22 protein-coding genes are annotated in these 23,836 nt (G+C 70.6%); 15 read left to right on the plus strand and 7 right to left on the minus strand.

Annotated elements, in window-relative coordinates; all coding sequences use genetic code 11:
• Positions 1-23 precede the first annotated feature (23 nt).
• The 3 genes from CW359_RS10510 (at position 24) to CW359_RS10520 (ending at position 3,899) form a co-directional block, all read left to right on the plus strand.
• Positions 24-2,075 carry a glycoside hydrolase gene (locus tag CW359_RS10510; protein ID WP_105969616.1) on the plus strand — a complete coding sequence of 684 codons (2,052 nt, stop codon included), beginning with the start codon at positions 24-26 and terminating at the stop codon, positions 2,073-2,075.
• Positions 2,076-2,197: 122 nt separating this feature from the next.
• Positions 2,198-2,575 (plus strand): DUF779 domain-containing protein, encoded by a 378-nt coding sequence (locus tag CW359_RS10515; RefSeq protein WP_105969546.1) that lies wholly within the window; start codon positions 2,198-2,200, stop codon positions 2,573-2,575.
• 88 nt (positions 2,576-2,663) lie between these two features.
• Positions 2,664-3,899 (plus strand): phosphodiester glycosidase family protein, encoded by a 1,236-nt coding sequence (locus tag CW359_RS10520; RefSeq protein ID WP_105969547.1) that lies wholly within the window; start codon positions 2,664-2,666, stop codon positions 3,897-3,899.
• Positions 3,900-3,920: 21 nt separating this feature from the next.
• Here the strand turns inward: CW359_RS10520 and CW359_RS10525 are convergent, their stop codons facing one another.
• The 5 genes from CW359_RS10525 to CW359_RS10545 all read right to left on the minus strand — a co-directional run bounded on the left by CW359_RS10525 (position 3,921) and on the right by CW359_RS10545 (position 9,020).
• Positions 3,921-4,784: a phosphatidylinositol-specific phospholipase C/glycerophosphodiester phosphodiesterase family protein gene (locus CW359_RS10525; protein ID WP_105969548.1), complete on the minus strand. Its 864-nt coding sequence runs from the start codon at positions 4,782-4,784 to the stop codon at positions 3,921-3,923.
• Positions 4,785-5,022: 238 nt separating this feature from the next.
• Positions 5,023-6,132, minus strand: a complete 1,110-nt coding sequence (locus CW359_RS10530; RefSeq protein ID WP_105969549.1) for an acyl-CoA dehydrogenase family protein — start codon at positions 6,130-6,132, stop codon at positions 5,023-5,025.
• Positions 6,129-7,316, minus strand: a complete 1,188-nt coding sequence (locus CW359_RS10535) for an acyl-CoA dehydrogenase family protein (protein WP_105969550.1) — start codon at positions 7,314-7,316, stop codon at positions 6,129-6,131. The genes CW359_RS10530 and CW359_RS10535 overlap by 4 nt, the downstream gene beginning before the upstream one ends.
• On the minus strand, positions 7,313-8,299 hold the full coding sequence (locus CW359_RS10540; protein ID WP_105969551.1) for an NADPH:quinone oxidoreductase family protein: 987 nt from the start codon (positions 8,297-8,299) through the stop codon (positions 7,313-7,315). Before CW359_RS10540 ends, CW359_RS10535 begins: the two co-directional genes overlap by 4 nt.
• A gap of 118 nt (positions 8,300-8,417) precedes the next feature.
• Positions 8,418-9,020, minus strand: coding sequence for a helix-turn-helix domain-containing protein (locus CW359_RS10545; RefSeq protein ID WP_105969617.1), 603 nt, complete (start codon positions 9,018-9,020; stop codon positions 8,418-8,420).
• Positions 9,021-9,334: 314 nt separating this feature from the next.
• Here CW359_RS10545 and CW359_RS10550 point away from each other — a divergent pair, with 314 nt between their 5' ends.
• From CW359_RS10550 to CW359_RS10565, 4 genes are all read left to right on the plus strand, one after another.
• Positions 9,335-10,873 carry an ATP-dependent DNA ligase gene (locus CW359_RS10550; protein ID WP_105969552.1) on the plus strand — a complete coding sequence of 513 codons (1,539 nt, stop codon included), beginning with the start codon at positions 9,335-9,337 and terminating at the stop codon, positions 10,871-10,873.
• Complete coding sequence (locus CW359_RS10555; RefSeq protein WP_105969553.1) at positions 10,870-11,355, plus strand: NUDIX hydrolase; 486 nt, start codon at positions 10,870-10,872, stop codon at positions 11,353-11,355. The genes CW359_RS10550 and CW359_RS10555 overlap by 4 nt, the downstream gene beginning before the upstream one ends.
• Positions 11,356-11,442: 87 nt before the next feature.
• Positions 11,443-12,837 (plus strand): NADP-dependent succinic semialdehyde dehydrogenase, encoded by a 1,395-nt coding sequence (locus CW359_RS10560; RefSeq protein ID WP_105969554.1) that lies wholly within the window; start codon positions 11,443-11,445, stop codon positions 12,835-12,837.
• A gap of 25 nt (positions 12,838-12,862) precedes the next feature.
• Positions 12,863-13,102: a DUF6213 family protein gene (locus CW359_RS10565; protein WP_105969555.1), complete on the plus strand. Its 240-nt coding sequence runs from the start codon at positions 12,863-12,865 to the stop codon at positions 13,100-13,102.
• A 95-nt stretch (positions 13,103-13,197) separates the two neighbouring features.
• Here CW359_RS10565 and CW359_RS10570 read toward each other — a convergent pair whose 3' ends face one another.
• Positions 13,198-14,424 (minus strand): acyl-CoA dehydrogenase family protein, encoded by a 1,227-nt coding sequence (locus tag CW359_RS10570; protein ID WP_105969556.1) that lies wholly within the window; start codon positions 14,422-14,424, stop codon positions 13,198-13,200.
• Positions 14,425-14,596: 172 nt separating this feature from the next.
• Between CW359_RS10570 and CW359_RS10575 the strand changes: the two genes are divergently transcribed.
• Entirely contained in the window at positions 14,597-15,241 is a 645-nt protein-coding gene (locus CW359_RS10575) for a TetR/AcrR family transcriptional regulator (RefSeq protein ID WP_105969557.1), read from the plus strand.
• 79 nt (positions 15,242-15,320) lie between these two features.
• Here the strand turns inward: CW359_RS10575 and def are convergent, their stop codons facing one another.
• A complete protein-coding gene (gene def / locus CW359_RS10580; RefSeq protein WP_198655166.1) occupies positions 15,321-15,875 on the minus strand; it encodes a peptide deformylase in 555 nt (184 codons plus the stop codon).
• Between the two features lie 147 nt (positions 15,876-16,022).
• Here def and CW359_RS10585 point away from each other — a divergent pair, with 147 nt between their 5' ends.
• The 7 genes from CW359_RS10585 (at position 16,023) to CW359_RS10615 (ending at position 23,836) form a co-directional block, all read left to right on the plus strand.
• Positions 16,023-17,261, plus strand: a complete 1,239-nt coding sequence (locus CW359_RS10585) for a MurT ligase domain-containing protein (protein ID WP_105969559.1) — start codon at positions 16,023-16,025, stop codon at positions 17,259-17,261.
• Positions 17,262-17,298: 37 nt separating this feature from the next.
• A complete protein-coding gene (locus CW359_RS10590; RefSeq protein ID WP_105969560.1) occupies positions 17,299-18,030 on the plus strand; it encodes a type 1 glutamine amidotransferase in 732 nt (243 codons plus the stop codon).
• Between the two features lie 211 nt (positions 18,031-18,241).
• Entirely contained in the window at positions 18,242-19,267 is a 1,026-nt protein-coding gene (locus CW359_RS10595) for a 6-phosphofructokinase (protein ID WP_105969561.1), read from the plus strand.
• A gap of 117 nt (positions 19,268-19,384) precedes the next feature.
• Positions 19,385-20,335: a cytochrome c oxidase assembly protein gene (locus CW359_RS10600; protein ID WP_105969562.1), complete on the plus strand. Its 951-nt coding sequence runs from the start codon at positions 19,385-19,387 to the stop codon at positions 20,333-20,335.
• 180 nt (positions 20,336-20,515) lie between these two features.
• On the plus strand, positions 20,516-21,757 hold the full coding sequence (locus CW359_RS10605; RefSeq protein ID WP_232838343.1) for a PASTA domain-containing protein: 1,242 nt from the start codon (positions 20,516-20,518) through the stop codon (positions 21,755-21,757).
• Between the two features lie 74 nt (positions 21,758-21,831).
• The gene (locus CW359_RS10610) at positions 21,832-23,652 is read left to right on the plus strand and encodes a serine/threonine-protein kinase (RefSeq protein WP_105969564.1); all 1,821 of its coding nucleotides are present in this window, start codon (positions 21,832-21,834) and stop codon (positions 23,650-23,652) included.
• A gap of 13 nt (positions 23,653-23,665) precedes the next feature.
• The gene (locus CW359_RS10615) at positions 23,666-23,836 is read left to right on the plus strand and encodes a hypothetical protein (protein WP_105969565.1); all 171 of its coding nucleotides are present in this window, start codon (positions 23,666-23,668) and stop codon (positions 23,834-23,836) included.

Consider the following 23,836-nt stretch of genomic DNA (forward strand, 5'->3'; position numbering starts at 1 on the left):
ACCTACGAAGCTGGGAGCACACGTTGGCACGCCGTACCCGCACACGACACCTGCTGGGAGTCGTCGGCATCACCGCTCTGGCCACCTCGGCCGCCCTGATCACCCCGGCCGTGCCGGACGCTCAGGCGGCGGCCGAGGCCGCGGTCCCGTCCGTCACCGTCACCCCCGATCCCTCCTACAGCCAGGAGAAGTTCGAGGGCTGGGGCACCAGTCTGGTCTGGTTCGCGAACGCGACCGGCGACTATCCCCCGGCGATCCGCGAGAAGCTCGCGAAGCTGCTGTTCGGTGACGACGGGCTGGCGCTGAACATCGCCCGCTACAACATCGGCGGCGGCAACGCCCCCGACGTGAAGGACTACCTGCGGGCCGGCGGGGCCGTCGAGGGCTGGTGGAAGGCGCCCGCGGGCACCACCCGCACGGACACCGACTGGTGGAGCGCCGACGACGCGGCCGACTGGAACCCCAAGGCGGACAAGACCCAGCGCTGGTGGGTCGACCGCATCAAGAAGGACATCACCCACTGGGAGACGTTCAGCAACTCGCCGCCCTGGTTCATGACCGAGAGCGGCTATGTCTCCGGCGGATTCAACGCCAACACCGACCAGCTGAAGGCCAGTTCGGTCGACGACTTCGCCGCCTACATGGCCGGGGCGACCAAGCGGCTTGAGAAGGCCGAGGGCATCAAGGTCGACACCGTCGACCCGTTCAACGAGCCCAACACCGGCTACTGGTCGACCAGGTTGGGCGCGGACGGCCAGCCCGTCGGCGGCCGTCAGGAGGGCGCCCACATCGGCCCCGCGCTCCAGGAGAAGGTGCTGGCCGCGCTGGCCCCGGCGCTGGAGAAGGCCAAGGTCAAGGCCGAGATCTCGGCGATGGACGAGACCAACCCGTCGATCTTCGCGACGAACTGGAACTCCTACTCGCAGGCGTCCAAGGACCTCGTCGACCAGATGAACGTCCACACCTACGGCACCGGGCAGCGCACCACCGTGCGCGACCTCGCCAAGGCGGCCGACAAGCCGCTGTGGATGAGCGAGGTCGAAGGCGACTGGGGCGACGGGCAGAGCTTCACGGACATGCGTCCGGGTCTCGGGCTCGCCCAGCAGATCGTGAACGACCTGCGTGAACTGGAGCCGTCCGCCTGGGTGTTCTGGCAGCCGGTCGAGGACTACGACAACATGAAGCCGGGCGGCGAGTCCGCCAAGGGCGGCAACTGGGGCAGCATCCAGCTGTCGTTCAGCTGCAAGTCCACGGACACCCTCGCCTCGTGCCCGATCTACACGAACACCAAGTTCGACACCGCCCGCAACTTCACGCACTTCATCAAGCCGGGCGACAAGCTGATCAAGGTGGACGACACCTCCAGCGCCGCCGCCGTGACCAAGGACGGCAAGGGCGCCTCGCTCGTCCACGTCAACAGCACCACCGCGGCCCGTGAAGTCACCATCGACCTGGCCAAGTTCCGCTCGATCAAGGGCTACGCGACCGTCACGCCGACCGTGACCAGCGCCGACGGCAAGCTCAAGCAGCAGGCCCCGGTCAAGGTCGTCGACGGCAAGGCGACGTACACCGTCCCGGCGCAGTCCGTGACCTCCTTCGCCATCAAGGGCGTCTCGGGTGTCGCGAAGAACGCGGGCCTGTTCAGCAAGGGCCACTCCTACACGCTGACCGGCGTGCAGAGCGGCAAGGCCGTGACCGTCGCCGCCAACGGCAAGAGCCTGGTCATCGGCTCGGCCAACGGCTCGGTCGCCCAGCAGTGGCAGCTCGACGCCCGCCAGGGCGACAAGGGCGCCCGCCAGCGGTACGTGTTCGCCAACCCGGCCGAGGGCAAGCGCCTCGCCGTCCGCGACAACGTCCCGGTGGTCGAGCCCGACACGGGCAAGCGCGACCCGGCCACCGAATGGGTCATGTCGACCACCGGTGACGGCACCTGGACCCTGGTCAACTGGGCCACCGGGCGTCTCCTTGAGGTCGGCGGCCAGGCCACCAACGAGGGTGCCGCCGTCACCACCTGGCAGGCCAACTCCGGCTCGAACCAGCGCTGGCGCGTCACGGACGTGACCGTCAAGGACTGATCCGGCGGTACGCCCACGAGGGCCGCCTCTCCGCTCGGGGAGGCGGCCTTCCGCGTACCCGGGGCATCGAAGCCGTCCGGGGCGCAACCCTCTCGCAACGTCCCACGGCGTTCACTGACCCCGTGGACACGCCCGAGAGAGACCCGCACGCCGACCCGCGCGTCGAACTGACCCCGGCCGCCGAGGACCTGCTGCGCAAGCTGCACGACATGCACGGCCCGCTGATGTTCCACCAGTCCGGCGGCTGCTGCGACGGCAGCGCGCCCATGTGCTACCCCGAGGGCGAGTTCCGGACCGGCGGCTCGGACATCCTGCTGGCCGAACTGACGGTCGAGGGCGTCACCCGACCGGTCACATTCTGGATGTCGCGCAGCCAGCACGAGGTGTGGAGCCACACCCGCCTCATAGTCGATGTCGTACCCGGCCGGGGCAGCGGTTTCTCCCTGGAAGCACCCGAGGGAGTGCGTTTCCTGATCCGTTCCCGCGTAGTCGACGGATAGCTTCCGCGAGCCCCCCGCACGGCTCATCGTCGTCTGGTGCACTTCCCTGGCGTCCTGGGAAAGTTGACGAGACATCAGGGGGGTCTGAATGCGTGGCAGCGGACGGTTCAGAACAGGCAGAGCGGCACTCTCGACAGTCGCGGTACTGGGAACACTGGCCGGCGCGGCCCTGACAGGGGCGGCACCGGCCAGTGGCGCGACGAGCGCCGTCCAGATCGCACCGGGAGTGCGGTACACACAGTTCGACATCTCGGCGGCCAGGGGGCTCACCCACGCCCATCTGCTGAGCGTCGACCTCGGAAACGCACGGGTCCGGCTCAACCTCCTCCACCCGGGCGCGGTGGCGGCACGGTCCGCCGTGTCCAGACTGGCCGACGCCAAGGGCGCCGTAGCGGGCGTCAACGGCGACTTCTTCAACATCAGCGAGGTCCAGCATCCCGAGGTCGCGGCCACCGGCGCCGCCGTGGGCCCGGCCGTGGCGAGCGGTGTGGTCCTCAAGTCGGCGGTGCCGAACGGCCAGCGCTTCGGTCCTGCGATGCCGCCCGGCGTCACCACCAGGGCCATCCTCGGGGTAGGCACCGACCGGAGGGCCCGGCTCGACAACCTCGCCCTGTCGGGCAGCGTCGCCACGCCGACGGGACGGTACACCCTCGGCGGGCTCAACCAGTACGCGCTGCCGGTGGGCTCCATCGGCGCGTTCACCCCGGCGTGGGGCAGCGTCTCCCGGGCCCGGGCGGTGTGCGGGACGGACACGAACCGGGCGGCGCCGTGCAGTACGGACACATACGAGGTGATAGTCCGGCGCGGCAAGGTGGTTCGGATGACGAACTCCCCCGGCAAGGGCGTCATCCCCGCGGGCGCCACGGTCCTGGTGGGCCGTGAGACGGGTGCGCAGCAGCTGCGGAAGCTGTTCATCGGCGCGAAGGTCACCGTCAAGAGCCGAATGGTGGCGGCCACGAGCCGTATCCCGTACCGCTTCGCCCTCGGCGGCTACCCGGTGCTCAAGGGCGGCCGACCGCTGGCCGGCCTCGACACCGGCACCTCCGCCGTGCGCACCGCGGCGGGCATCGCGAACGGCGGACGCAAGCTGCTGCTGCTCGCGGTGGACGGCGCACCCCGGTACCGCAGCGGCCTGACGGTCGCCGAAGTCGCCGCCACCATGCGCCAGTTGGGCTCGGTGGACGCCTTCAACCTGGACGGCGGCGGCTCGACGACCCTGGTCGCCAGACCACCGGGGACGAGTAGGGCGACGGTACGCAACCATCCGACCGGTGGCGCCGAACGGCCGGTCCCGAACGCGATCGGAGTCTTCACGACGGGGTGAGGACTCCGCCTCCCGCAGGCGTTACGGCGTCCCGTGGGCATCGAGGAACGCTTCGAGCCCCGCCAGGTCGTCGGTGTTGAAGTAGTCGACACCGGCGGCCAGGAGTTCGCCCCACAGCGCGTCCCGGGCGGGCCCTGCGACATCCGGGGTGGCCCAGAATCGCACCTGCTGCCCGCGCCTGTGGGCGGCCGAGACGATGCCGTTGAGCTTGGCGCGCTCGGCGTCGGGGAACGAACCGACGCCGAGCCAGGTGAAGTTGAGCGTCCAGTTGTCGGAGATCAGCGGCACGAAGGAGGCCGGCGCCGAGGTGCCGAGGTCGGCGAGCCGCCCGTCGTAGAAGGCCCGCCGTACGCTCTGCGCCTCCATGGGCACCCGGGCGGCCCGGTCCCCGGAGATCACGGCGGTGACCGGCCCTGGGTGGACCCGGCCGTGGGCGTACGTCGTGAACAGGCCCCGGTAGCGGCGGAGATGGCGGTCGAGTTCCAGATAGGTCGACGAGCCCTCGGTCTTGATGTCGATGAGCAGCTGGAGCGGCCGGTGGTAACCCCGGTACACGGAACCGTGGTTGGCGCGGACGCGCGCGGCGAGGGTGTCGAGGTAGAGGGATTCGAGGGTGCGGGCCGGGTCGAGGTCCGCGGGGTCGTGGGCGACGAGGAGCTGGTCGCCGACGAGGTAGATGTCGGCCTCGACGCTGCCGAAGCGGTGGTCCAGGGCGTCGAGGAGGGGACGGGGGTGCTCGTAGTCGTTGTGGGCGTGGGCTCGCCACAACGGCCGCGGACCGTACGTCGGTTCGCCCGCGAGGGCCCGCGCGGCGGGCAGGGCGACGGTGCCCAGGACGGCGGCACCGAAGGCGGTGAGGGCTCTGCGACGGGTGGTGAGGGCCATGCGCTGCCTCCCTGGCTGGAGTTCATGTGGGGCTGACTCTGGAGCTGGGGTCGAGGTATGAAGCCTCCGCGAGTATGCGGGGAGGGCAAGGCCCAGCAGCAGGGCCTGGCGCGGGAGTTGGCCGGACTGCCGCTGGGTGTTCACCGCTGACTCTGCGTGTTCATTTCATCGGCGCCGGGCACACGAAAAGGCCCGCCCCGGTCGGGGGCGGGCCTTCGCGGCCTTGCGGCGGTGTACGTCAGGGAGCGCGCAGGTCGACCAGTTCGCCGAGGGCGGAGCGGTGGCCGCCCGCCGTCCCGTAGGCGATCGAGTCGGCCTTGGCGCGCTTCAGGCATAGGTGCACCGGGTGCTCCCACGTCATGCCGATGCCGGCGTGCAGCTGGAGCGCCTCCTCGGCGGCACGCACGGCGACGGGGGCGGCGTAGGACTGGGCGACGGCCACCGCGACATCGGTGTCCGCGCTGCCGGTGGCGAGGGCGTCGGCGGCGCCCCGGGCGGCGGCGCGCAGGCTGACGACCTCCAGCCAGAGCTGGGCGAGCCGGTGCTTGACGGCCTGGAAGCCGCCGACGGGCCGGTTGAACTGCTTGCGGTCCTTGAGATAGCGCACGGTCTCCGTCAACGCCCATTCGGCGAGCCCGAGTTGCTCGGAGGCGAGCAGCCCGGCCCCGGCCCGCAGCGCACGCCGTACGGCGGGTTCGGCGTCGCCCAGCAGCCGCGCCGACGCCCCGTCGAGGGTGACGGTGGCGACCGGCCGGGTGAGGTCGAAGGAGACCTGCGGGGTGACGGTGACGGCAGCCGCGCCGGTGTCGACCGCGTACAGCCCGCCGTCGTCGGCCGGTACCAGCAGCACATCGGCGACGGCCGCGTCCGCGATGCCGGTCAACTCGCCGTGCAGCAGGCCGCCTTCGTGGACGACGACCTTGTAGGCGCCGCCGGGAGCCACGTTCAGCGCGACGGCGAGGGCACCGACCGTGCGGCCGGAGGCGAGCGCGGTGAGCAGCTCACCGGCGGCGTCACCCGTACCGGCGAGCAGCGCCTCGGTGGCGACGACGGCACTCGTGAGGTAGGGCACGGGTGCGACGAAGCGCCCCAACTCCTCCAGCACGACGGCCACTTCACGATGCGAGGCACCTTGGCCGCCCTGTGCCTCGGGCACCAGCAGACCGGCGAGCCCCATGCCCTCGCCGAGGGACTTCCACAGGGAGAGGTCGTGCGGGGCGTCCGTCTCCATGCGGGTGATCACACCGGCCGGGTCGCAGTGGTCGGTGAGCAGATCCCGGACGGCGGCGCGCAGCGCCTCTTCGTCCTCCGAGTACAGCAGGTCGGGCTCGGTGCTCGTCGTGCTCATCGGGCGAGGTCCTTCCAGGCGACGTCCTTGTCGGTGCGCGGCTCGCTGGGCAGGCCCAGGACGCGTTCGGCGACGATGTTCAGCAGGACCTCGCTGGTCCCGCCCTCGATGCTGTTGCCCTTGGAGCGGAGGTAGCGGTAGCCGGCGTCCCGGCCGACGAAGTCCACCAGTTCGGGCCGGCGCATGGTCCAGTCCTCGTACAACAGGCCTTCCTCGCCGAGGAGTTCGACCTCCAGGCCGCTGATCTCCTGGTTGAGCCGGGCGAACGAGAGCTTCATCCCGGCGCCCTCGGGACCGGGCTGGCCCGCGACGAGCTGCTGCCGCAGCCGCTCCCCGGCGAGCCGGGCGACCTCGGCCTCGACCCACAGCTTGAGCAACCGCTGATGCAGATCATGAGTCCGCAGCTCCGGCCGCTCACGCCAGGTCTTGACGACCGGCCCGATCATGCCGCCCTCGCGGGGCAGCCGCATTCCGCCGATGGCGACGCGCTCGTTGTTGAGCGTGGTCTGCGCGACCCGCCAGCCGTCGCCGACCTCGCCGAGGCGGTGGGCGTCCGGGATGCGGACGTCGGTCAGGAACACCTCGTTGAACTCGGCCTCACCGGTGACCTGGCGCAACGGGCGTACGTCGACACCGGGGTCGGTCATGTCGCAGACGAAGTAGGTGATGCCCTTGTGCTTGGGCACGTCCGGGTCGGTGCGGGCGATGAGGATGGCCCAGCGGGCGAGATGGGCGCTGGAGGTCCACACCTTCTGCCCGTTGACGATCCAGTCGTCCCCCGACCGGACGGCTCGCGTACCCAGCGCGGCGAGGTCGGACCCGGCCCCCGGCTCGCTGAACAGCTGACACCAGACCTCCTCCCCCACCCACAACGGCCGCAGGAACCGCCGCTTCTGCTCCTCGGTGCCGAAGCCGAGGATGGTCGGGGCGGCCATGCCCAGCCCGATGCCGATGCGCCGGGGGTCGTTGTCGGGCGCCCCAGCAGCGGCCAACTCGGCGTCCACGACGGCCTGGAGAGAACGCGGCGCACCGACCCCGCCCAGCCCCTCCGGATAGTGCACCCAGGCGAGCCCGGCGTCGAACCGGGCCCGCAGGAAGTCGAGCCGATCGGTGCTGGCAGGAGGATGGGCGGCCAGCAACTCCTTGGTGAGCCGGACGAGTTCGGTGGCGTCGACGGCGGTCATGCGGCGGCTCCGTTCTCCGAGGACGACAGCGAGGGCAGTACGGCGACCCGGCCGGTGGTGACCCCGTCGGCGACGCGCTGCACGGCGGCGGCGGCCCCGCCCAGCGGTACGCGCTCGCTCACGAGGGGCTTGATCGCGCCCCGGGCGGCCAGTTCGGTGAGCTGCTCGTGGCAGTGCTGGACCAGCTTGGGGTTCTTGGTGTTGTACAGCCCCCAGTGCAGCCCGAGGATCGAGTAGTTCTTCACGAGGGCGTGGTTGAGCGCGGGACTGGGAATGGCCCCACTGGCGAACCCGACGACCACGATCCGCCCCTCGAAGGCGACGACCTTGGTGGACTGGGTGTAGGCGGCCCCGCCGACGGGGTCGTAGACGACGTCGACGCCACGCCCGCCGGTGGCCTCCTTGACGGCGGAGACGACATCCTCCGTACGCCGGTCGACGACGACGTCACAGCCCAACTCCCGCGCGACGCCCACCTTGTCGGCCCCGCCGACGACGCCGATGACGGTGGCTCCGGCGGCCTTGCCGAGCTGTACGGCGGCGCTGCCGACCCCGCCCGCGGCGGCGTGCACGAGTAGCGTCTCACCGGCCTCCAGGGCGGCCCGCCGATGCAGCCCGAACCACCCCGTCTGGTACCCGATGAGCAGGGAGGCGGCCTCGGCGTCGTCGAGCGACTCGGGAGCGCTGAACAACCCCCGCTCGTCCGCCACGACGTACTCGGCGAACCCGCCGTACGGCAGGGCGGGATTCCCGATGACCCGGCGCCCGTCCTCGGTCTCACCGCAGATCTCGACGCCCGGGGTGAACGGCAGCGGCGGCTTGATCTGGTACTCCCCACGGCACATCAGGACGTCCGGGAAGTTGATGGTGGCGGCCCGCACCTTCAGCAGCACCTGGCCGTCGCCGGGCACCGGCCGCTCCACCTCGCCGAGGACCATCACCTCGCTCGGCTCACCGTTCTGGTGCACTTGCCATGCCTGCATGGGGGCCTCCACGGAACTGCGCGCTTGTCTTGTCCAGCTGACCGGGCTCGACCGCATACTAAGCGGTCGCTTGCAGATCAGGGAACCGTCGAGAACCGGTCCACGGCAGTCGCGTACGTCACGACCGCGCACCCTTCGAACGGGTCGGCCGCGCCCGTACGTGCATCCGCTCCCCCTGCGGCCCGAACAGGCTGAGGAACTCCACGGGCCCCTCCCCCACCGCCCCGAACCAGTGCGGCACCCGCGTGTCGAACTCGGCGGCCTCCCCCGACCCGAGCACGACGTCATGCTCCCCGAGCACCAGCCGCAGCCGCCCCGACAGCACGTACACCCACTCGTACCCCTCGTGCGTACGCGGCTCGGGTTCCTCGCCGAGCACCGGCAGGATCACCTTGAACGCCTGGAGCCCGCCCGGCTGCCGGGTCAGCGGCAGATACGTCCGCCCGTGCCGCACGATCGGCTTGGCCCGCACCCGGGGGTCGTCCACGGCCGGCGCCCCGACCAGCTCGTCGAGCGCGACGCGATGGGCACGCGCGATGGGCAGGAGCAGTTCGAGACTGGGCTTCCGCAGCCCGGACTCCAGCCGGGACAAGGTACTGACGGAGATCCCGGTGGTGGCGGACAGCCCCGCGAGCGTCGCCCCCCGCTCCTTACGGATCCGCCGCAGCCGGGGCCCGACCTCGGCGAGGACATGACCGGTGTCGTCGCTCGTCTCACTCATGCGTGCCATTGCAGTTTCGGCAACGAGGTTTGTCAATGCGGCAGCGGACGGGCGACGGCGGAGACGGTTTCTTCGCCCCCGCCGCCCCTACCCGTTCCCATCCTTCGGGGGCTGCCGCCCCCGAACCCCCGTTGTCGCGCTGAACGCGCTCGTCCTCAATCGCCGGACGGGCTGGGTATGTCAGCCTGTCCGGCGTTTGAGGACGAAGGGGGGTCTGGGGGCGCAGCCCCCAGGGATGGGAACGGGTAGGGGCGGCGGGGGCGAAAGCGGGCTGTCCAGGTGTGAAGCGCGCAGCCCCGTTGCACCATGACGGCATGCTCCTCACCCGTCTCGCCCACGTCTCCCAGGAGGTGGCCGCCACCTCCGCCCGTACCCGCAAGATCGCCCTCCTCGCCGAACTCTTCCGCGACGCCGCCCCCGAAGACGTCCCCGTCGTCATCCCCTACCTCGCGGGCCACCTCCCGCAGGGCCGCCTCGGCATCGGGTGGAAAGTGCTGGACCAGCAGATCCCCGGCGCCCCCGAACCCACCCTCACCGTCCTCGACGTACACGCCCGCCTCACCACCGTCGGCGCCGCCACCGGCACCGGCTCCCAGGCCGAACGCAAGCGCCTGGTAGGCGAGTTGCTCGCCGCCGCCACACCTGACGAGCAGCGGTTCCTGGTCGGGCTCATCACCGGAGAGGTACGCCAGGGTGCCCTCGACGCGGTCGCCGTCGAAGGGCTCGCGCTCGCCACCGAGGCACCGCCCGCCGACGTACGGCGGGCCGTGATGCTCGCGGGCGCCGTCCAACCCGTCGCGCAGGCCCTGCTCGCCGAAGGGCCACCCGCCCTCGCCCGTTTCCGCCTCACCGTCGGCCGCCCCGTCCAGCCCATGCTCGCCCACACCGCCACCTCGGTCGCCGAAGCCGTCGACAAGCTCGGCGCCTGTGCCGTCGAGGAGAAGCTGGACGGCATCCGCGTCCAGGTCCACCGCGACGGCGACGACGTACGCCTCTACACCCGAACCCTCGACGACATCACCGACCGCCTCCCCGAAGTCACCTCCGCCGCAAGGGAGTTGACCGGCGAACGGTTCATCCTCGACGGCGAGGTGATCGCCCTCGACGCCGCCGGACGGCCACGTTCCTTCCAGGAGACCGCCGGCCGCGTCGGCTCACGCGCGGACGTCGCCACGGCGGCCCGGGAGACCCCCGTCTCCCCCGTCTTCTTCGATGCCCTCTCCATCGACGGCCACGACCTCCTCGACCTCCCCTACGTCGAACGGCACGCGGCCCTGGCCCGCCTGGTCCCCGAGCCGATGCGCGTACGACGGCTGCTCGCAGACAGCCCGACCGGCATCCCCGGCGCCGAACGGTTCCTCGCCGACACCCTCGCGCGCGGTCACGAAGGGGTCGTGGTCAAGGGCCTCGACGCCCCGTACAGCGCGGGGCGGCGCGGTGCGGCCTGGCTCAAGGTCAAGCCCGTACACACGCTCGACCTCGTCGTCCTGGCCGCCGAGTGGGGCCATGGGCGCCGTACCGGCAAGCTCTCCAACCTCCACCTCGGCGCCCGCAACCCCGACGGCACCTTCGCCATGCTCGGCAAGACCTTCAAGGGCATGACCGACGTGATGCTCGCCTGGCAGACCGAGCGGCTGCAGGCGCTGGCCGTCTCGGACGACGGGTGGGTCGTGACCGTACGCCCGGAGTTGGTCGTCGAGATCGCCTACGACGGTCTGCAGCGCTCCACCCGCTACCCGGCCGGCGTCACCCTCCGCTTCGCCCGCGTCGTCCGCTACCGGGAGGACAAGACGCCGGCCGAGGCCGATACCGTACAGACCCTGCTGGCCGCCCATCCGGAGGCGACGAAATGACCGTCAAGCCCAACGGGAAGCGCAGTGCCGGGTTGTTGCTGTTCCGGCGGGCCTCGCCCGATGCCGCGCCGGAGGTGCTGCTCGGGCACATGGGCGGGCCCTTCTTCGCCCGGCGCGATGCCGGGGCCTGGACGATTCCCAAGGGCGAGTACGTGGACGGCGAGACCGCCTGGGACGCCGCGCGCCGCGAGTTCGAGGAGGAGCTGGGACTGGCGCCGCCGGACGGCGAGCCGGTGCCGCTGGGGGACGTACTGCAGGCGGGCGGCAAGCTGGTCACCGCCTGGGCTGTCGAGGCCGATCTCGATCCCGCCGCCGTCGTGCCGGGCACCTTTCGGATGGAGTGGCCCCGGGGGTCCGGGCAGGAGCGGGAGTTCCCCGAGCTGGACCGGGTGCGATGGTTCACGCTGGACGAGGCACGGGCCGTGATCGTGACCGCGCAGACCGGGTTTCTGGACCGGCTGGCTGAGCACTCGGGGCACTGAGAGACCTCGCCGGTGGCCCGCGTACGCGTTGCGTGGGCCCTCGGCGCGCGGGAAGGTCGAAGGACAGCCCTCAAGCAGGAGGCCAGCATGCCCATCGCGACGGTGAATCCGGCGAACGGCGAGACGATTCTGACGTACGAGGCCATGGGCGGCGAGGAGATCGAGCGCAGGCTCGCCACCGCCGAGGCCACCTTCCGTACGTATCGCACGACCGCCTTCGCCGAACGCGCCCGGCTGCTGCACCGGGCCGCCGACCTGCTCGACGAGGACCGGGACGACATCGCCAGGACCATGACGGTCGAGATGGGCAAGCCGGTGACGCAGGCCCGTGCGGAGGCCGCGAAGTGTGCGAAGGCGATGCGCTGGTACGCCGAGCACGCCGAGGGGCTGCTCGCCGACGAGGAGCCCGCCGCCGCCGATGTGAAGGACTCCGGTGCCTCCCGGGTCCTGGTCCGTTACCGTCCGCTGGGGCCGGTGCTCGCGGTGATGCCGTGGAACTTCCCGCTCTGGCAGGTGATCCGCTTCGCGGCGCCGGCCCTGATGGCGGGCAACGTGGGTCTGCTCAAGCACGCCTCGAACGTGCCGCAGACCGCCCTGTACCTGGAGGATCTCTTCCGCCGGGCAGGCTTCCCCGAGGGCTGCTTCCAGACCCTGCTGATCGGCTCGGGCGCCGTCGAGGACGTGCTGCGCGACCCCCGCGTACGTGCGGCCACTCTCACCGGGAGCGAGCCCGCCGGGCGTGCGGTGGCGGCCGTCGCCGGGGACGAGGTCAAGAAGACGGTGCTGGAGCTGGGCGGCAGCGACCCCTTCGTCGTGCTGGCGTCCGCCGATGTCGAGCGGGCGGCGCAGGTCGCGGTGACTGCGCGTGTGCAGAACAACGGGCAGTCGTGCATCGCAGCCAAGCGGTTCATCGTCCACACGGACGTCTTCGACGCGTTCGCGGAACGCTTCGCGAACGCCATGGCCGAGCTGAGGGTCGGCGATCCGCTGGCCGAGGACACCCAGGTCGGCCCGATCGCGACCGAACAGGGCCGGACCGAGCTGGAGGAGCTGGTCGATGAGGCCGTGGAGAGCGGCGCCACGGTGCTGTGCGGTGGCGAACGCCCCGAGGGGCTCACGGACCACGGCTGGTACTACGCGCCGACCGTCCTCACCGACATCACACCCGAGATGCGCATCCACCAGGAGGAGACCTTCGGCCCGGTCGCGACCCTGTACCGGGCGGCCGACCTGGAGGATGCGTTGGCAATCGCCAACGACACCCCCTTCGGGCTCAGCTCGAACGTATGGACCCAGGACGAGGCCGAGGTGGACCGGTTCGTACGGGATCTCGACGCGGGCGGTGTCTTCGTCAACGGCATGACCGCGTCCCACCCGGCGTTCCCGTTCGGCGGGGTCAAGCGGTCCGGGTACGGGCGGGAGCTGTCGGGGCACGGAATCCGCGAGTTCTGCAACATCACGACGGTATGGCACGGAGCGTGAGCGTTCCGCGGCTACGATCCCCCCTGTGAACCGCGAAGTGACTCTGCCTCTGATCGTCGACGACCGCGGCACGTTGCAGGTGGCCGCCTCCGACGTCAGCAAACTGCTGCGCACGGTCGGAGGCCGCTGGCTGCACCTGGTGGAGGCGGGCCAGGACGGCCTCGACGAGGACACCGTGGCCGCCCTCACCATCGAACTGGCCAAATTGGCCGACCGAATCGACGTGGCCTGCATCGCCCACAGCAGTGGCGGCGCGTCCGGGTAGGGGGCGAGCGGACCGGCCTGCTTTAGGGGCGCGGGGAACTGCGCGACAAGCCACGACGCACCCGCAGCCCGAGACGCACCGCACCCCCAACGGCGCTACCGGATCGGCATCCCCGACAAGGTCCGAGCAATCACCAACCGCTGGATCTCACTCGTACCCTCAAAAATCGTGTAGATGGCCGCATCCCTGTGCATGCGCTCCACCGGGTACTCGCGCGTGTAGCCATTACCGCCGAGTATCTGAATCGCCTGCCCAGTGACCTTCTTCGCCGTCTCGCTGGCGAACAGCTTCGACATCGACCCCTCCGCCGCCGTGAACGGCTTCCCGTTGATCGCCATCCACGACGCCCGCCACGTCAGCAGCCGCGCCGCGTCGATGGACGTACGCATGTCGGCGAGCTGGAAGGCGATCCCCTGGTTGTCGATGATCGGGCGCCCGAACTGCTCCCGGGTCTTGGCGTAGTCGAGGGCGACCTCGTACGCGGCACGGGCGGTGCCGACCGCCATCGCGGCCACGGCGGGCCGACTCGCCTCGAACGTCGCCATCGCCGCGTTCTTCACGCGCTCGCCGCCGGACTTCGCCCGCTCGCGGGCCCGGGCGAGGCGCTCGTCGAGCTTCTGCTTGCCGCCGAGGAGGCAGGAGCCGGGGATGCGGACGTTCTCCAGGACGACCTCGGCGGTGTGCGAGGCGCGGATGCCGTGCTTCTTGAACTTCTGGCCCTGGGACAGGCCGGGCGTGTTCGGCGGGACGATGAAGGAGGCGTGGCCCTTGGAGCCGAGGTCGGCGTCGACGACGGCCACGACGACGTGGACGTTGGCTATGCCGCCGTTGGTCGCCCAGGTCTTCGTGCCGTTGAGGACCCACTCGTCCTTGGCCTCGTCGTACACGGCACGGGTGCGCATGGAGGCGACGTCGGAGCCGGCGTCGGGCTCGGAGGAGCAGAAGGCGGCGACCTTGACGTCGTTCGCGTCGCCGTACATCTGGGGGATCCAGGTGCCGATCTGCTCCTCGGTGCCGTTGGCGAGGACGCCCACGGCGGCGAGGCCAGTGCCGACGATGGAGAGGGCTATGCCCGCGTCGCCCCAGAACAGTTCCTCCATGGCCATCGGGATGCCGAGGCCGGTGGGGTCGAAGTACTGCTGGGCGTAGAAGTCCAGGGAGTAGATGCCGACCTTCGCGGCCTCCTGGATGACCGGCCAGGGGGTCTCCTCGCGCTCGTCCCATTCGGCGGCGGCGGGCCGGATCACATCGGCGGCGAACCCGTGGAGCCAGTCGCGAACCTCCTTCTGTTCGTCGTTGAGCTCCATGGTGAATTCGGCCATGACCCCTCCAGTGCTGCACTAGCATGTTACCTACGGTAACTGGAGTCTGTTACCCGTCGGTAGGAAAAGTCAACTCCCGGACCACGGTCGGCAGCCCGTTCGATGGGCATGCACCGATGAGTGTTAGTTTGCGCAGGCGTCACCGATATCAGCACGGGGTGGGGAGAAAACCATGGAATCCACGCAGCAGAACGATCAGCAGCGGTCCGCCGACCGCCGCCGGCGCGAGCTGCTGGAGGCCGCGGACCGGGTGGTACTGCGTGACGGGCCCGGCGCCTCGATGAACGCCATCGCCGCCGAGGCGGGCATCACCAAGCCGATCCTCTACCGGCACTTCGGCGACAAGGGCGGACTCTACGCCGCCCTGGCCAAGCGGCACACCGACGCCCTGCTCAACTCCCTGCGGGCCGCGCTGGACGCGCCCGCGGAGCGGCGTGAGCGGGTGGAGGCCACGCTGGACGCCTACCTCGCGGCGATCGAGGCGCGGCCTCAGGTGTACCGGTTCCTGATGCATCCCGCCGACGCGGGGTCGCCCGGGGATCCCGGGTTCGATGTGGGGAAGCACTCGTTGCCGTTGCTGCGGCTGATGGGCGAGGAGTTGGCTCAGGTGATCGAGGACCGGCTTGATCTTGGGCCGGGGAGTCAGCAGTTGGCTCGGGTGTGGGGGCACGGGATCGTCGGGATGATGCATGCGGCGGGGGATTGGTGGCTTGGGGAACGGCCTTGTTCTCGGGCTGAGTTGGTGCGGAGTTTGGCTGATTTGCTGTGGGGACGGTTGGCTGCCGCCGGGGATCGCATCGGTGGGCCGGGGTTCTGAGGGGTTGTGTTTTGACTGCGGGTGCGTGGGGGCTTGTCGCGCCCCGCGGCGGAGCCGCAAATGTCACAGCCCCGCGCCCCTAGGTAAGCTCCCCGGCCCGGTACCAATTTGCTCGGGTTGCTTTCCGCATCAGCCTGCTGTGGCGCCAGCCGCTCAGCCTGTCCGCGTAGACGCCGCCCTCAAGATGATCCATCTCGTGCTGGAGGCATCTTGCGAAGAAGCCCGTGCCCGTCACCCGTACCGGGTCGCCCGTCGTCGTGAAGCCCTCGACCGTCGCCTCGTCGTACCGTTCCGTGCCCGCCTCCAGGCCCGGGAGGGACAGGCAGCCCTCGGGGCCGCGCAGGAGCAGGCCTTCCGCCGTCACCAGGCGGGGGTTGACCACGTGGCCGACGTGGCGGGTCTCCTCGTCGTCGGGGCAGTCGTATACGAAGACCCGCAGGGAGCGGCCGATCTGGTTCGCGGCGAGGCCCGCTCCCTGGGCCGCGTACATCGTCGCGAACATGTCCTCGACCAGCGCGGCGAGTTCGGCGTCGAAGTGTGTGACTTCCGCGCAGGGGGTGTGCAGAACGGGGTCGCCGAGCAGTGTCAGAGGGCGGACGCGCCCCCGCGTACCCGGGATGGAGCCTTGTCGCATGGCCGCAAGGGTACGGTCACCCATGTCGCGCGGGCGCCGTGGTGGTGCCGCGATGCGGGTCCGGTGTACGGATCTCGATAGGCTGAGGCCCACACCACGTGGCCGGAGGCACAGGCGCGGCGCGTACGCAAGGAGGATCGAGATCTGATGGCAGGCAACTCGGACCCGCTCACTCCGCGGGCCAAGCTGGCCGTGACGGCCGGCAAGGCCGTTGCGGCGGCATCGCGTGCGGCAGGGCGCGGCAGCGGATCGGTGATCGGCGGCAAGGTAGCCCTCAAACTCGACCCCGACCTCCTCGCCCGGCTCGCCCAGCACCTGGACGTCATCCTGGTCTCGGCCACCAACGGCAAGACCACGACCACGCGGCTCATCGCGGAGGCCCTGCGCGCCGCCGGGCCGGTCGTGTCGAACGCCCTGGGCGCCAACATGCCCGCCGGTATCACCTCGGCGCTCGCGGGCGGCTCGGACGCGAAGTTCGGGGTCATCGAGGTCGACGAGAAGTACCTCGCCGGTGTCGCCCGCGACACCGACCCCAAGTGCATCGCGCTGCTGAACCTCTCCCGCGACCAGCTCGACCGCGCCGCCGAGACGCGCATGCTCGCCGAGAACTGGCGTGAGGGGCTGGCCGGCAGCAAGGCCGTCGTCGTCGCCAACGCGGACGACCCGCTCGTCGTGTGGGCCGCGTCCTCCTCCCCCAACGTGATCTGGGTCGCCGCCGGGCAGATGTGGAAGGACGACGCCTGGTCCTGCCCGTCCTGCGGTGGCGTGATGCAGCGCCCCGGCGACGACTGGTTCTGCGGTCAGTGCGGTTTCCGCCGCCCGACGCCGAGTTGGGCGCTCTCCGGCGACCACGTCATCGACCCGCACGGGTCGGCCTGGCCGATCCACCTCCAGCTGCCGGGTCGGGCCAACAAGTCCAACGCCGCCGCCTCCGCAGCCGTGGCCGCCGTGTTCGGCGTACCGCCGCAGGTCGGTCTGGAGCGCATGTACCAGGTCCAGGCGGTGGCCGGGCGGTACGACGTCGTGCAGTTCATGCAGCGCGATCTACGACTGCTGCTGGCCAAGAACCCGGCCGGCTGGCTGGAGACGTTCTCGCTGATCGACCCGCCGCCGACCCCGGTCATCCTCTCGGTGAACGCGCGGGGCGCCGACGGCACCGACACCTCCTGGCTATGGGACGTCGACTACACGCAGCTCACCGGGCACCCGATCTTCGTCATCGGCGACCGCAAGCTCGACCTCGCGGTCCGGCTCGAAGTGGCCAACCAGCACTTCCAGGTCTGCGAGAACGCCGACCAGGCCGTGCAGCTGGCGCCGCCCGGCCGGATCGAGGTCATCGCGAACTACACCGCCTTCCAGGATCTGCGCCGCCGCGTCGGCAACTGACGACTGCCGCCAACCGACCACTGAGGACGATCACTTCATGAGCGACAACCAGCTGCGTCTGGTGTGGATCTACCCGGACCTGCTCAGCACGTACGGCGACCAGGGCAACGCGCTCGTCGTGGAGCGCCGGGCCCGGCAGCGCGGCCTCGACGTGGCACGGCTCGACGTGCGCAGCGACCAGCCGATCCCCACCTCCGGCGACATCTATCTGATCGGCGGCGGCGAGGACCGGCCGCAGCGGCTCGCGGCGGAACGTTTGCGCCGCGACGGCGGACTGCACCGGGCCGTGGGCAACGGCGCGATCGTGTTCTCCGTGTGCGCCGGGTACCAGATCCTCGGCCACGAGTTCATCAACGACCTCGGTCAGCGCGAGCCCGGCCTCGGGCTGCTCGACGTGGTCTCGGTGCGCGGCGAGGGCGAGCGGTGCGTGGGCGACGTGCTCGGGGACATCGACGCGCGGCTCGGCCTGCCGCCGCTGACCGGCTTCGAGAACCACCAGGGCGTCACCCACCTCGGTCCCACCGCCCGCCCCTTCGCCAAGGTGCGGCTCGGCAAGGGCAACGGCACGGGGGACGGCACGGAGGGCGCGTACAACGACACGGTCTTCGGTACGTACATGCACGGGCCCGTACTGGCCCGTAACCCGTTGATCGCGGACCTGCTGCTGAAGCTGGCCCTCGACGTCAACGCGCTGCCGCCGACCGACGACCGCTGGTACGAGGCGCTGCGCAACGAGCGGATCAGCGCGGCCCAGCAGCAGCCCGCCTGACCCCTGCCGGCCCTCGGGCGCCCACTGTCCGTACACCTGCCGTGCGGGTGCGCTTCACCAGCCCGTCTGACGGGGCATCCGCACAGGTGAGCGCGGTTGTCCAGCACGCGGACGGGTGCTACGGCCCGGGACCCCGCCGCCGGTATGGTGGCGGGGATCGAGCCGGACAGCGTGGTCCGGTCCCGGCCCACGTGGAGAAGGTTTTCGGGCGATGCGCATTGGTGTCCTGACGTCCGGCGGCGACTGCCCCGGCCTGAACGCCGTCATCCGGTCCGTCGTGCACCGTGCCGTCGTGGACCACGGTGACGAGGTCATCGGCTTCCGGGACGGCTGGAAGGGCCTCCTGGAGTGCGACTACCTCAAGCTCGACCTCGACGCGGTGAGCGGCATCCTCGCTCGCGGCGGCACCATCCTCGGCTCCTCCCGGGTCCGCCCCGAGCATTTGCGGGACGGCGTCGAGCGGGCCAAGGGGCACGTCGCCGAGCTGGGGCTCGACGCGATCATCCCGATCGGCGGTGAGGGCACCCTCAAGGCGGCCCGGCTGCTGTCCGACAACGGCCTGCCGATAGTCGGTGTCCCCAAGACCATCGACAACGACATCGCGGTCACGGACGTGACCTTCGGCTTCGACACGGCCGTCGGGGTCGCCACGGAGGCCCTGGACCGGCTGAAGACCACCGCCGAGTCCCACCAGCGCGTCCTGATCGTCGAGGTCATGGGCCGCCACACCGGCTGGATCGCCCTGCACTCCGGCATGGCCGCCGGCGCCCACGCCATCGTCGTCCCCGAACGCCCCTTCGACATCGAGGAGTTGGCCGCACGCGTCGGCGAACGCTTCGAGGCGGGCAAGCGGTTCGCGATCGTCGTCGCGGCCGAGGGCGCGAAGCCTCGCGCGGGGTCGATGGACTTCGACGAGGGCGGCAAGGACGTGTACGGGCACGAGCGCTTCGCCGGGATCGCGCGGCAGCTCTCCCTTGAGCTGGAGGAGCGACTCGGGAAGGAGGCGCGGCCGGTGATTCTGGGGCATGTGCAGCGGGGTGGGACGCCTACGGCTTACGACCGGGTGCTGGCCACTCGGTTCGGGTGGCATGCGGTGGAGGCGGTTCATCGGGGGGAGTTCGGGCGGATGACGGCGCTTCGGGGGACGGACATCGTGATGGTGTCGTTGGCCGAGGCTGTCGAGACGTTGAAGACGGTTCCTGAGGCTCGGTATGCGGAAGCTGAGTGTGTGCTTTAGCCGTTGACCGTTGTTCTTCGGGTGCGGGTTCGCTGTGGCTGGTCGCGCAGTTCCCCGCGCCCCTAAAAACCTTCCCCCGGTCGGAGCCGTCATCGGGGGCGGTTCTACTCTGGGGGGATGGAGCACAACGGGCACGGTATGACCATGGATCTTCCCCCCTTCACCTTGGGGCGGGGGCTCGGGTGGTCCGCCGATCCGTTCTTTCTGGTTGCCTGTCTTGTCGGGCTCGGGCTGTACGCCTGGGGGGTTGTGCGGCTGACCCGGCGTGGGGACAAGTGGTCCGTCGGGCGGACCGTCTCCTTCGTGCTCGGGGTGCTGACCGTCATGCTCGTCATGTGCACCCGGCTCAACGACTACGGCATGGTCATGTTCAGCGTGCACATGGTGCAGCACATGGTGATCAGCATGGTCTCGCCGATCCTCATCCTGCTCGGAGCGCCGATCACCCTCGCGCTGCGGGCGCTGCCGGTCGCGCGCCGGGGGCGGAAGGGGCCGCGCGGGCTGCTGCTCTCGCTGCTGCACAGCCGGTACATGCGGATCGTGACGCACGCGGCGTTCACCATCCCGCTGTTCATCGCGAGCCTCTACGCCCTGTACTTCACGCCGCTCTTCGACTTCCTGATGGAGTCCAAGACCGGGCACATCGCGATGATGTGTCACTTCCTCGCTGTCGGGCTGATCTTCTTCTGGCCGATCATGGGCGTCGACCCCGGCCCGAACCGGCCCGGCTACCTGATGCGGATGCTGGAGCTGTTCGCGGGCATGCCGTTCCACGCGTTCTTCGGGATCGCGCTGATGATGGCGTCGGAACCGATGGTGCAGGCCTACAAGAACCCGCCCGCCTCGCTCGGCATCGACGCGCTCTCCGACCAGAACGCGGCCGGTGGGATCGCATGGGCGTTCAGTGAGATCCCGACCGTGCTTGTGCTGCTGGTACTGCTGTTCCAGTGGTACGGCTCCGAGCAGCGGCAGGCCAAGCGGCAGGACCGGGCCGCCGACCTGGACGGCGACAAGGAACTCGAGGCGTACAACGCCTATTTGGCCTCGCTGAACGCACGTACGCGCTGAATCAACTTTAATTACCGTTCCCTGAAACACTTTCTCATTCAGTAGCATGGACTGACGTAACCGCCGGGGGGAGCGGGTATGACGCTTCATGCTTTCAGGAAACATGGGCTTCACCGACTGACAGTCGCACTGCTGTGCGTTCTATTAGTGGGCAGTTGTGACAGACAACCGCCACCGGCGGTGGTGAAGGCGGTCGCCTCGGGGGTGCCCTCCCTCGCGCCGTTCTTCGACGAGAGCAGCGGCCTGGGGCAGGACGCCCAGGTGCGTTCGCAGCCCGCGCACGGCAGCAGCCTGCAGCAGGGCAGCACGCCCGGGCTGTACGGGGGCACGAGGAAGCCGACGGTCTGTGACGTCGACAAGCTGACGCAATTCCTCACCGACCCCAAGAACAACAGGAAGGCCCAGGAATGGGCACGTGTGGTCGATATTCCACAGGCCCGGATTCCCGCCTATCTCGACCGGCTCACACCCGTCCTCCTGCGCCACGACACCCTCGTGAAGAACCACGACTACAAGAAGGAAAAAGCGGTCCCCTACGACGCACTGCTCCAGGCCGGAATCGCGGTGCTCGTCGACGAGGCGGGAGTTCCCGCCGTGAAGTGTTCATGCGGAAATCCGCTGAAGCCGTTCAAGGGGGACACGGACCGTATTTCCGTGGAGTTCGAGGGCGACAACAAGAAGTGGAGCGACTACGACGTCGACGAGGTCGTCCTCGTCCGTCCCGCACCCGGCAAGGTGGACCGCTTCGCCCTGGTCGACGTCGACGAACCGGAACGGGGCATCTACCGCCAGACCGGCACAAAGGGTGAGGCCGACAAGGTCTTCGACACGCGCGAGCGACACCGGGTCCCGTCCCTCGCCGGCACGACCTTCGGCAACGCGAGCGGCCAGTTGACCGACCTGGGCCTGGCGACCGCCTACGACACCGACGGCCTGCCCCCGTCGAACGCGACGGTCACCGGCTCGAACCCGCCTCCGGGGACCTCTCTCCCCTTCGGCTCCTACGTCACGCTCACCGTCCACATCGAGTCCGGCACCCCGGACAACGGCACGGGCGGCAGCGACGGAAACGACGTGACCACTCCCCCGGGGACGACGGTTCCGGGTTCTCCGGGGACGACGAGTCCGGCGCCCCCGTCGACATCGGCTCCGGGCTCCCCGTCGACTTCGGCTCCGGGCCCGGACACCCCGGCTCCCAGCAGCTCCGATCCACCGCCCCCATCAGATCCTCCGGATCCTTCGGATTCTCCAGATCCTTCACCGCCATCGTCCGAGCCCCCGCCTCCGGTAACGGACACCCCCAACAGCGACCCCACGAGCGACCCACCCAGCACACCCCCAGAAATAACCAGCGCACCCCCGGACCCACCCCCTCCAGAGCCGACCCCATCCCCCACACCCACGCCCACACCCCCTCCCTAGGGGCGCGGGGAACTGCGCGACAAGCCCCCACCGGCCCGCAGCCAAAAACCCGCCCATCCCCCCGGAGCCACCGGATGCCACCAGGACCGCCCACCTCAGGAGTGGGCCGAGTAATCGCCGGCCGCTACCTTCTGCTCAACCAACTCGGCAGCGGCGGCATGGGCCACGTCTGGCTCGCCCACGACCAGAGACTCGCCTGCGAGGTCGCCCTCAAGGAGATCGTGTTCCGGGACCCGGCCGAGGCCGCCGACGACCGCGCCGCGAGAGTCGCCCGCGCCCGCGCCGAGGCCCGCCACGCGGCCGTGCTGCGCGGCAACCCGAACGTCGTCACCGTGCACGACGTACTGGAGCACGAGGGCCTGCCCTGGATCGTCATGGAGTACGTCACCGGCGCCCTCGACCTGCGCGACCTCGTCGACACGCGCGGCCCGCTCGCCCCGGCGGAGTGCGCCCGGATCGGCCTCGCCGTCCTCGACGCGCTGACCGCGGGACACGAGCAGGGCATCATGCACCGGGACGTGAAGCCGGCGAACATCCTGCTGGCGCCGGACCGCACGGGGACGCCGTACGCCCGGGTCCTGCTCACCGACTACGGCATCTCGGTGCAGCCGGACGCGGGCGAGACGCGGTACACGCTGTCGACAGCCCTCGTGGGCACGGCGGGCTATCTGGCGCCCGAGCGGGCCACCGGCGGGCCGCCGACCGCCGCCGCCGACCTGTTCTCGCTGGGCTGCACGCTCTACTACGCCGTCGAGGGCATCGGACCCTTCGAACGGGACACGCATCTCGCGGAGATCACCGCTGTGGTGATGGAGGAGCCCCGGCCGCCGGAGCAGGCGGGCGCGCTGGGCCCGCTGCTGGAGGCGATGCTCACCAAGGACCCGGCGCGGCGGATCACGGCGGCCGGTACGGAGGCCGCGCTGGACCGTATCGTCTCGCCCCAGGTCGACCCGTACGAGCGTACGAGGACGGACCCGGGCTCGATGCCGCCGTGGGGCGGGCCGGAGCTGATGTACAGCTCCCAGCAAGCGCCGCCCGCACCACCGAGTCCACCCCGTCGCCACCGTGCCCTCCCCGCCGCCCTCGGCGCCCTCCTCGGGGTCGTCCTGGCCGGGGTCGGGGTCTGGCTGACCCTCGGCGATCCGCCGGGCGGCGGCGAGCAGGGCGGGGACGGGCAGAGTGTGCAGAGGCCGTACGGCGATCCCGTCGGGCTGGCCGCGCCGCTCGCCGAGGGCGACTGTGTGATCGCCGACTGGCCCGGCGGTACGCGGTTCCGGGGGACGCCCCGGCTGACCGTGGACCCGACCTGCCGGGACGCGCCGCCGGACGGGCAGGTGCTGGCGGTCGTGGACGCCGGGTCCGCCGAGGAGGCGCGGGCGCAGGGGCCCGCCCAGTGCGAGGAGCGGACCCGGGAGGTGCGGGAGCGGCTGGCGGACGTGCGCGGGTACGCCGTCGTGCCCGCCGAGAGCGGGTTCGAGGCCGCCGAGGGGCGTACCGCCTGTCTGGTGCTCGGTGCGCGCGGGCCCGTGTACGGGCCGCTCGGGCCCTTCCGCGAGCCGGGGCAGGCCTTCCGGGACACCGCCACCATGCAGAAGCGGGACTGTCTGCGGGCACCCTCCCGGCGCGACGCCCGGTTGGTCGCCTGTACCGAGCCGCACGACGAACAGGTGCTCGGATTCACGCAGTTGGACGCCGGTGTCGCCTTCGAGAAGGCGCGGGACGTGTCGGACGCGGCCTGCGCGCGGGAGGTGCCGCCGACCGACTACGGCTTCGATCCGTCGGTCTACGAGGCGGGGTCCTGGACGAGTCGCGGAGCGTGGGAGTCCGAAACCCATTTCGTCGTGTGCACCGTCAGGAGGCAGAACGGGGGCACCATGGAGGGAGAAGAGCCATGAGGAGGGTGTTGCGATGCCCGGTTCCACGAACGGTTCAACGAAGACCATGGGAGTGCTCACCGTAGGGGGGCTCGTCGTGGTGACGGCCTACACGGTGGCGCTCGGCAGCAACGGCTGGCTGTGGTTCGGCTGGGTGGTGCTGGGTCTGATCACCCTGGGGATGGTGGTCAGCCGGCCCACCTGA

It is taken from the genome of Streptomyces geranii, from assembly GCF_002954775.1.
GTDB classification, from domain to species: Bacteria; Actinomycetota; Actinomycetes; order Streptomycetales; family Streptomycetaceae; genus Streptomyces; species Streptomyces geranii.

Bases quoted from the DNA above. Each gene is read 5' to 3' on its own strand.
- CW359_RS10520 (WP_105969547.1), top strand. From the start codon at position 2,664: ATGCGTGGCAGCGGACGGTTCAGAACAGGCAGAGCGGCACTCTCGACA.
- CW359_RS10525 (WP_105969548.1), bottom strand. From the start codon at position 4,784: ATGGCCCTCACCACCCGTCGCAGAGCCCTCACCGCCTTCGGTGCCGCC.
- CW359_RS10530 (WP_105969549.1), bottom strand. From the start codon at position 6,132: ATGAGCACGACGAGCACCGAGCCCGACCTGCTGTACTCGGAGGACGAA.
- CW359_RS10535 (WP_105969550.1), bottom strand. From the start codon at position 7,316: ATGACCGCCGTCGACGCCACCGAACTCGTCCGGCTCACCAAGGAGTTG.
- CW359_RS10540 (WP_105969551.1), bottom strand. From the start codon at position 8,299: ATGCAGGCATGGCAAGTGCACCAGAACGGTGAGCCGAGCGAGGTGATG.
- CW359_RS10545 (WP_105969617.1), bottom strand. From the start codon at position 9,020: ATGAGTGAGACGAGCGACGACACCGGTCATGTCCTCGCCGAGGTCGGG.
- CW359_RS10550 (WP_105969552.1), top strand. From the start codon at position 9,335: ATGCTCCTCACCCGTCTCGCCCACGTCTCCCAGGAGGTGGCCGCCACC.
- CW359_RS10555 (WP_105969553.1), top strand. From the start codon at position 10,870: ATGACCGTCAAGCCCAACGGGAAGCGCAGTGCCGGGTTGTTGCTGTTC.
- CW359_RS10560 (WP_105969554.1), top strand. From the start codon at position 11,443: ATGCCCATCGCGACGGTGAATCCGGCGAACGGCGAGACGATTCTGACG.
- CW359_RS10570 (WP_105969556.1), bottom strand. From the start codon at position 14,424: ATGGCCGAATTCACCATGGAGCTCAACGACGAACAGAAGGAGGTTCGC.
- CW359_RS10575 (WP_105969557.1), top strand. From the start codon at position 14,597: ATGGAATCCACGCAGCAGAACGATCAGCAGCGGTCCGCCGACCGCCGC.
- def (WP_198655166.1), bottom strand. From the start codon at position 15,875: ATGCGACAAGGCTCCATCCCGGGTACGCGGGGGCGCGTCCGCCCTCTG.
- CW359_RS10585 (WP_105969559.1), top strand. From the start codon at position 16,023: ATGGCAGGCAACTCGGACCCGCTCACTCCGCGGGCCAAGCTGGCCGTG.
- CW359_RS10590 (WP_105969560.1), top strand. From the start codon at position 17,299: ATGAGCGACAACCAGCTGCGTCTGGTGTGGATCTACCCGGACCTGCTC.
- CW359_RS10595 (WP_105969561.1), top strand. From the start codon at position 18,242: ATGCGCATTGGTGTCCTGACGTCCGGCGGCGACTGCCCCGGCCTGAAC.
- CW359_RS10600 (WP_105969562.1), top strand. From the start codon at position 19,385: ATGGAGCACAACGGGCACGGTATGACCATGGATCTTCCCCCCTTCACC.
- CW359_RS10610 (WP_105969564.1), top strand. From the start codon at position 21,832: ATGCCACCAGGACCGCCCACCTCAGGAGTGGGCCGAGTAATCGCCGGC.
- CW359_RS10615 (WP_105969565.1), top strand. From the start codon at position 23,666: ATGCCCGGTTCCACGAACGGTTCAACGAAGACCATGGGAGTGCTCACC.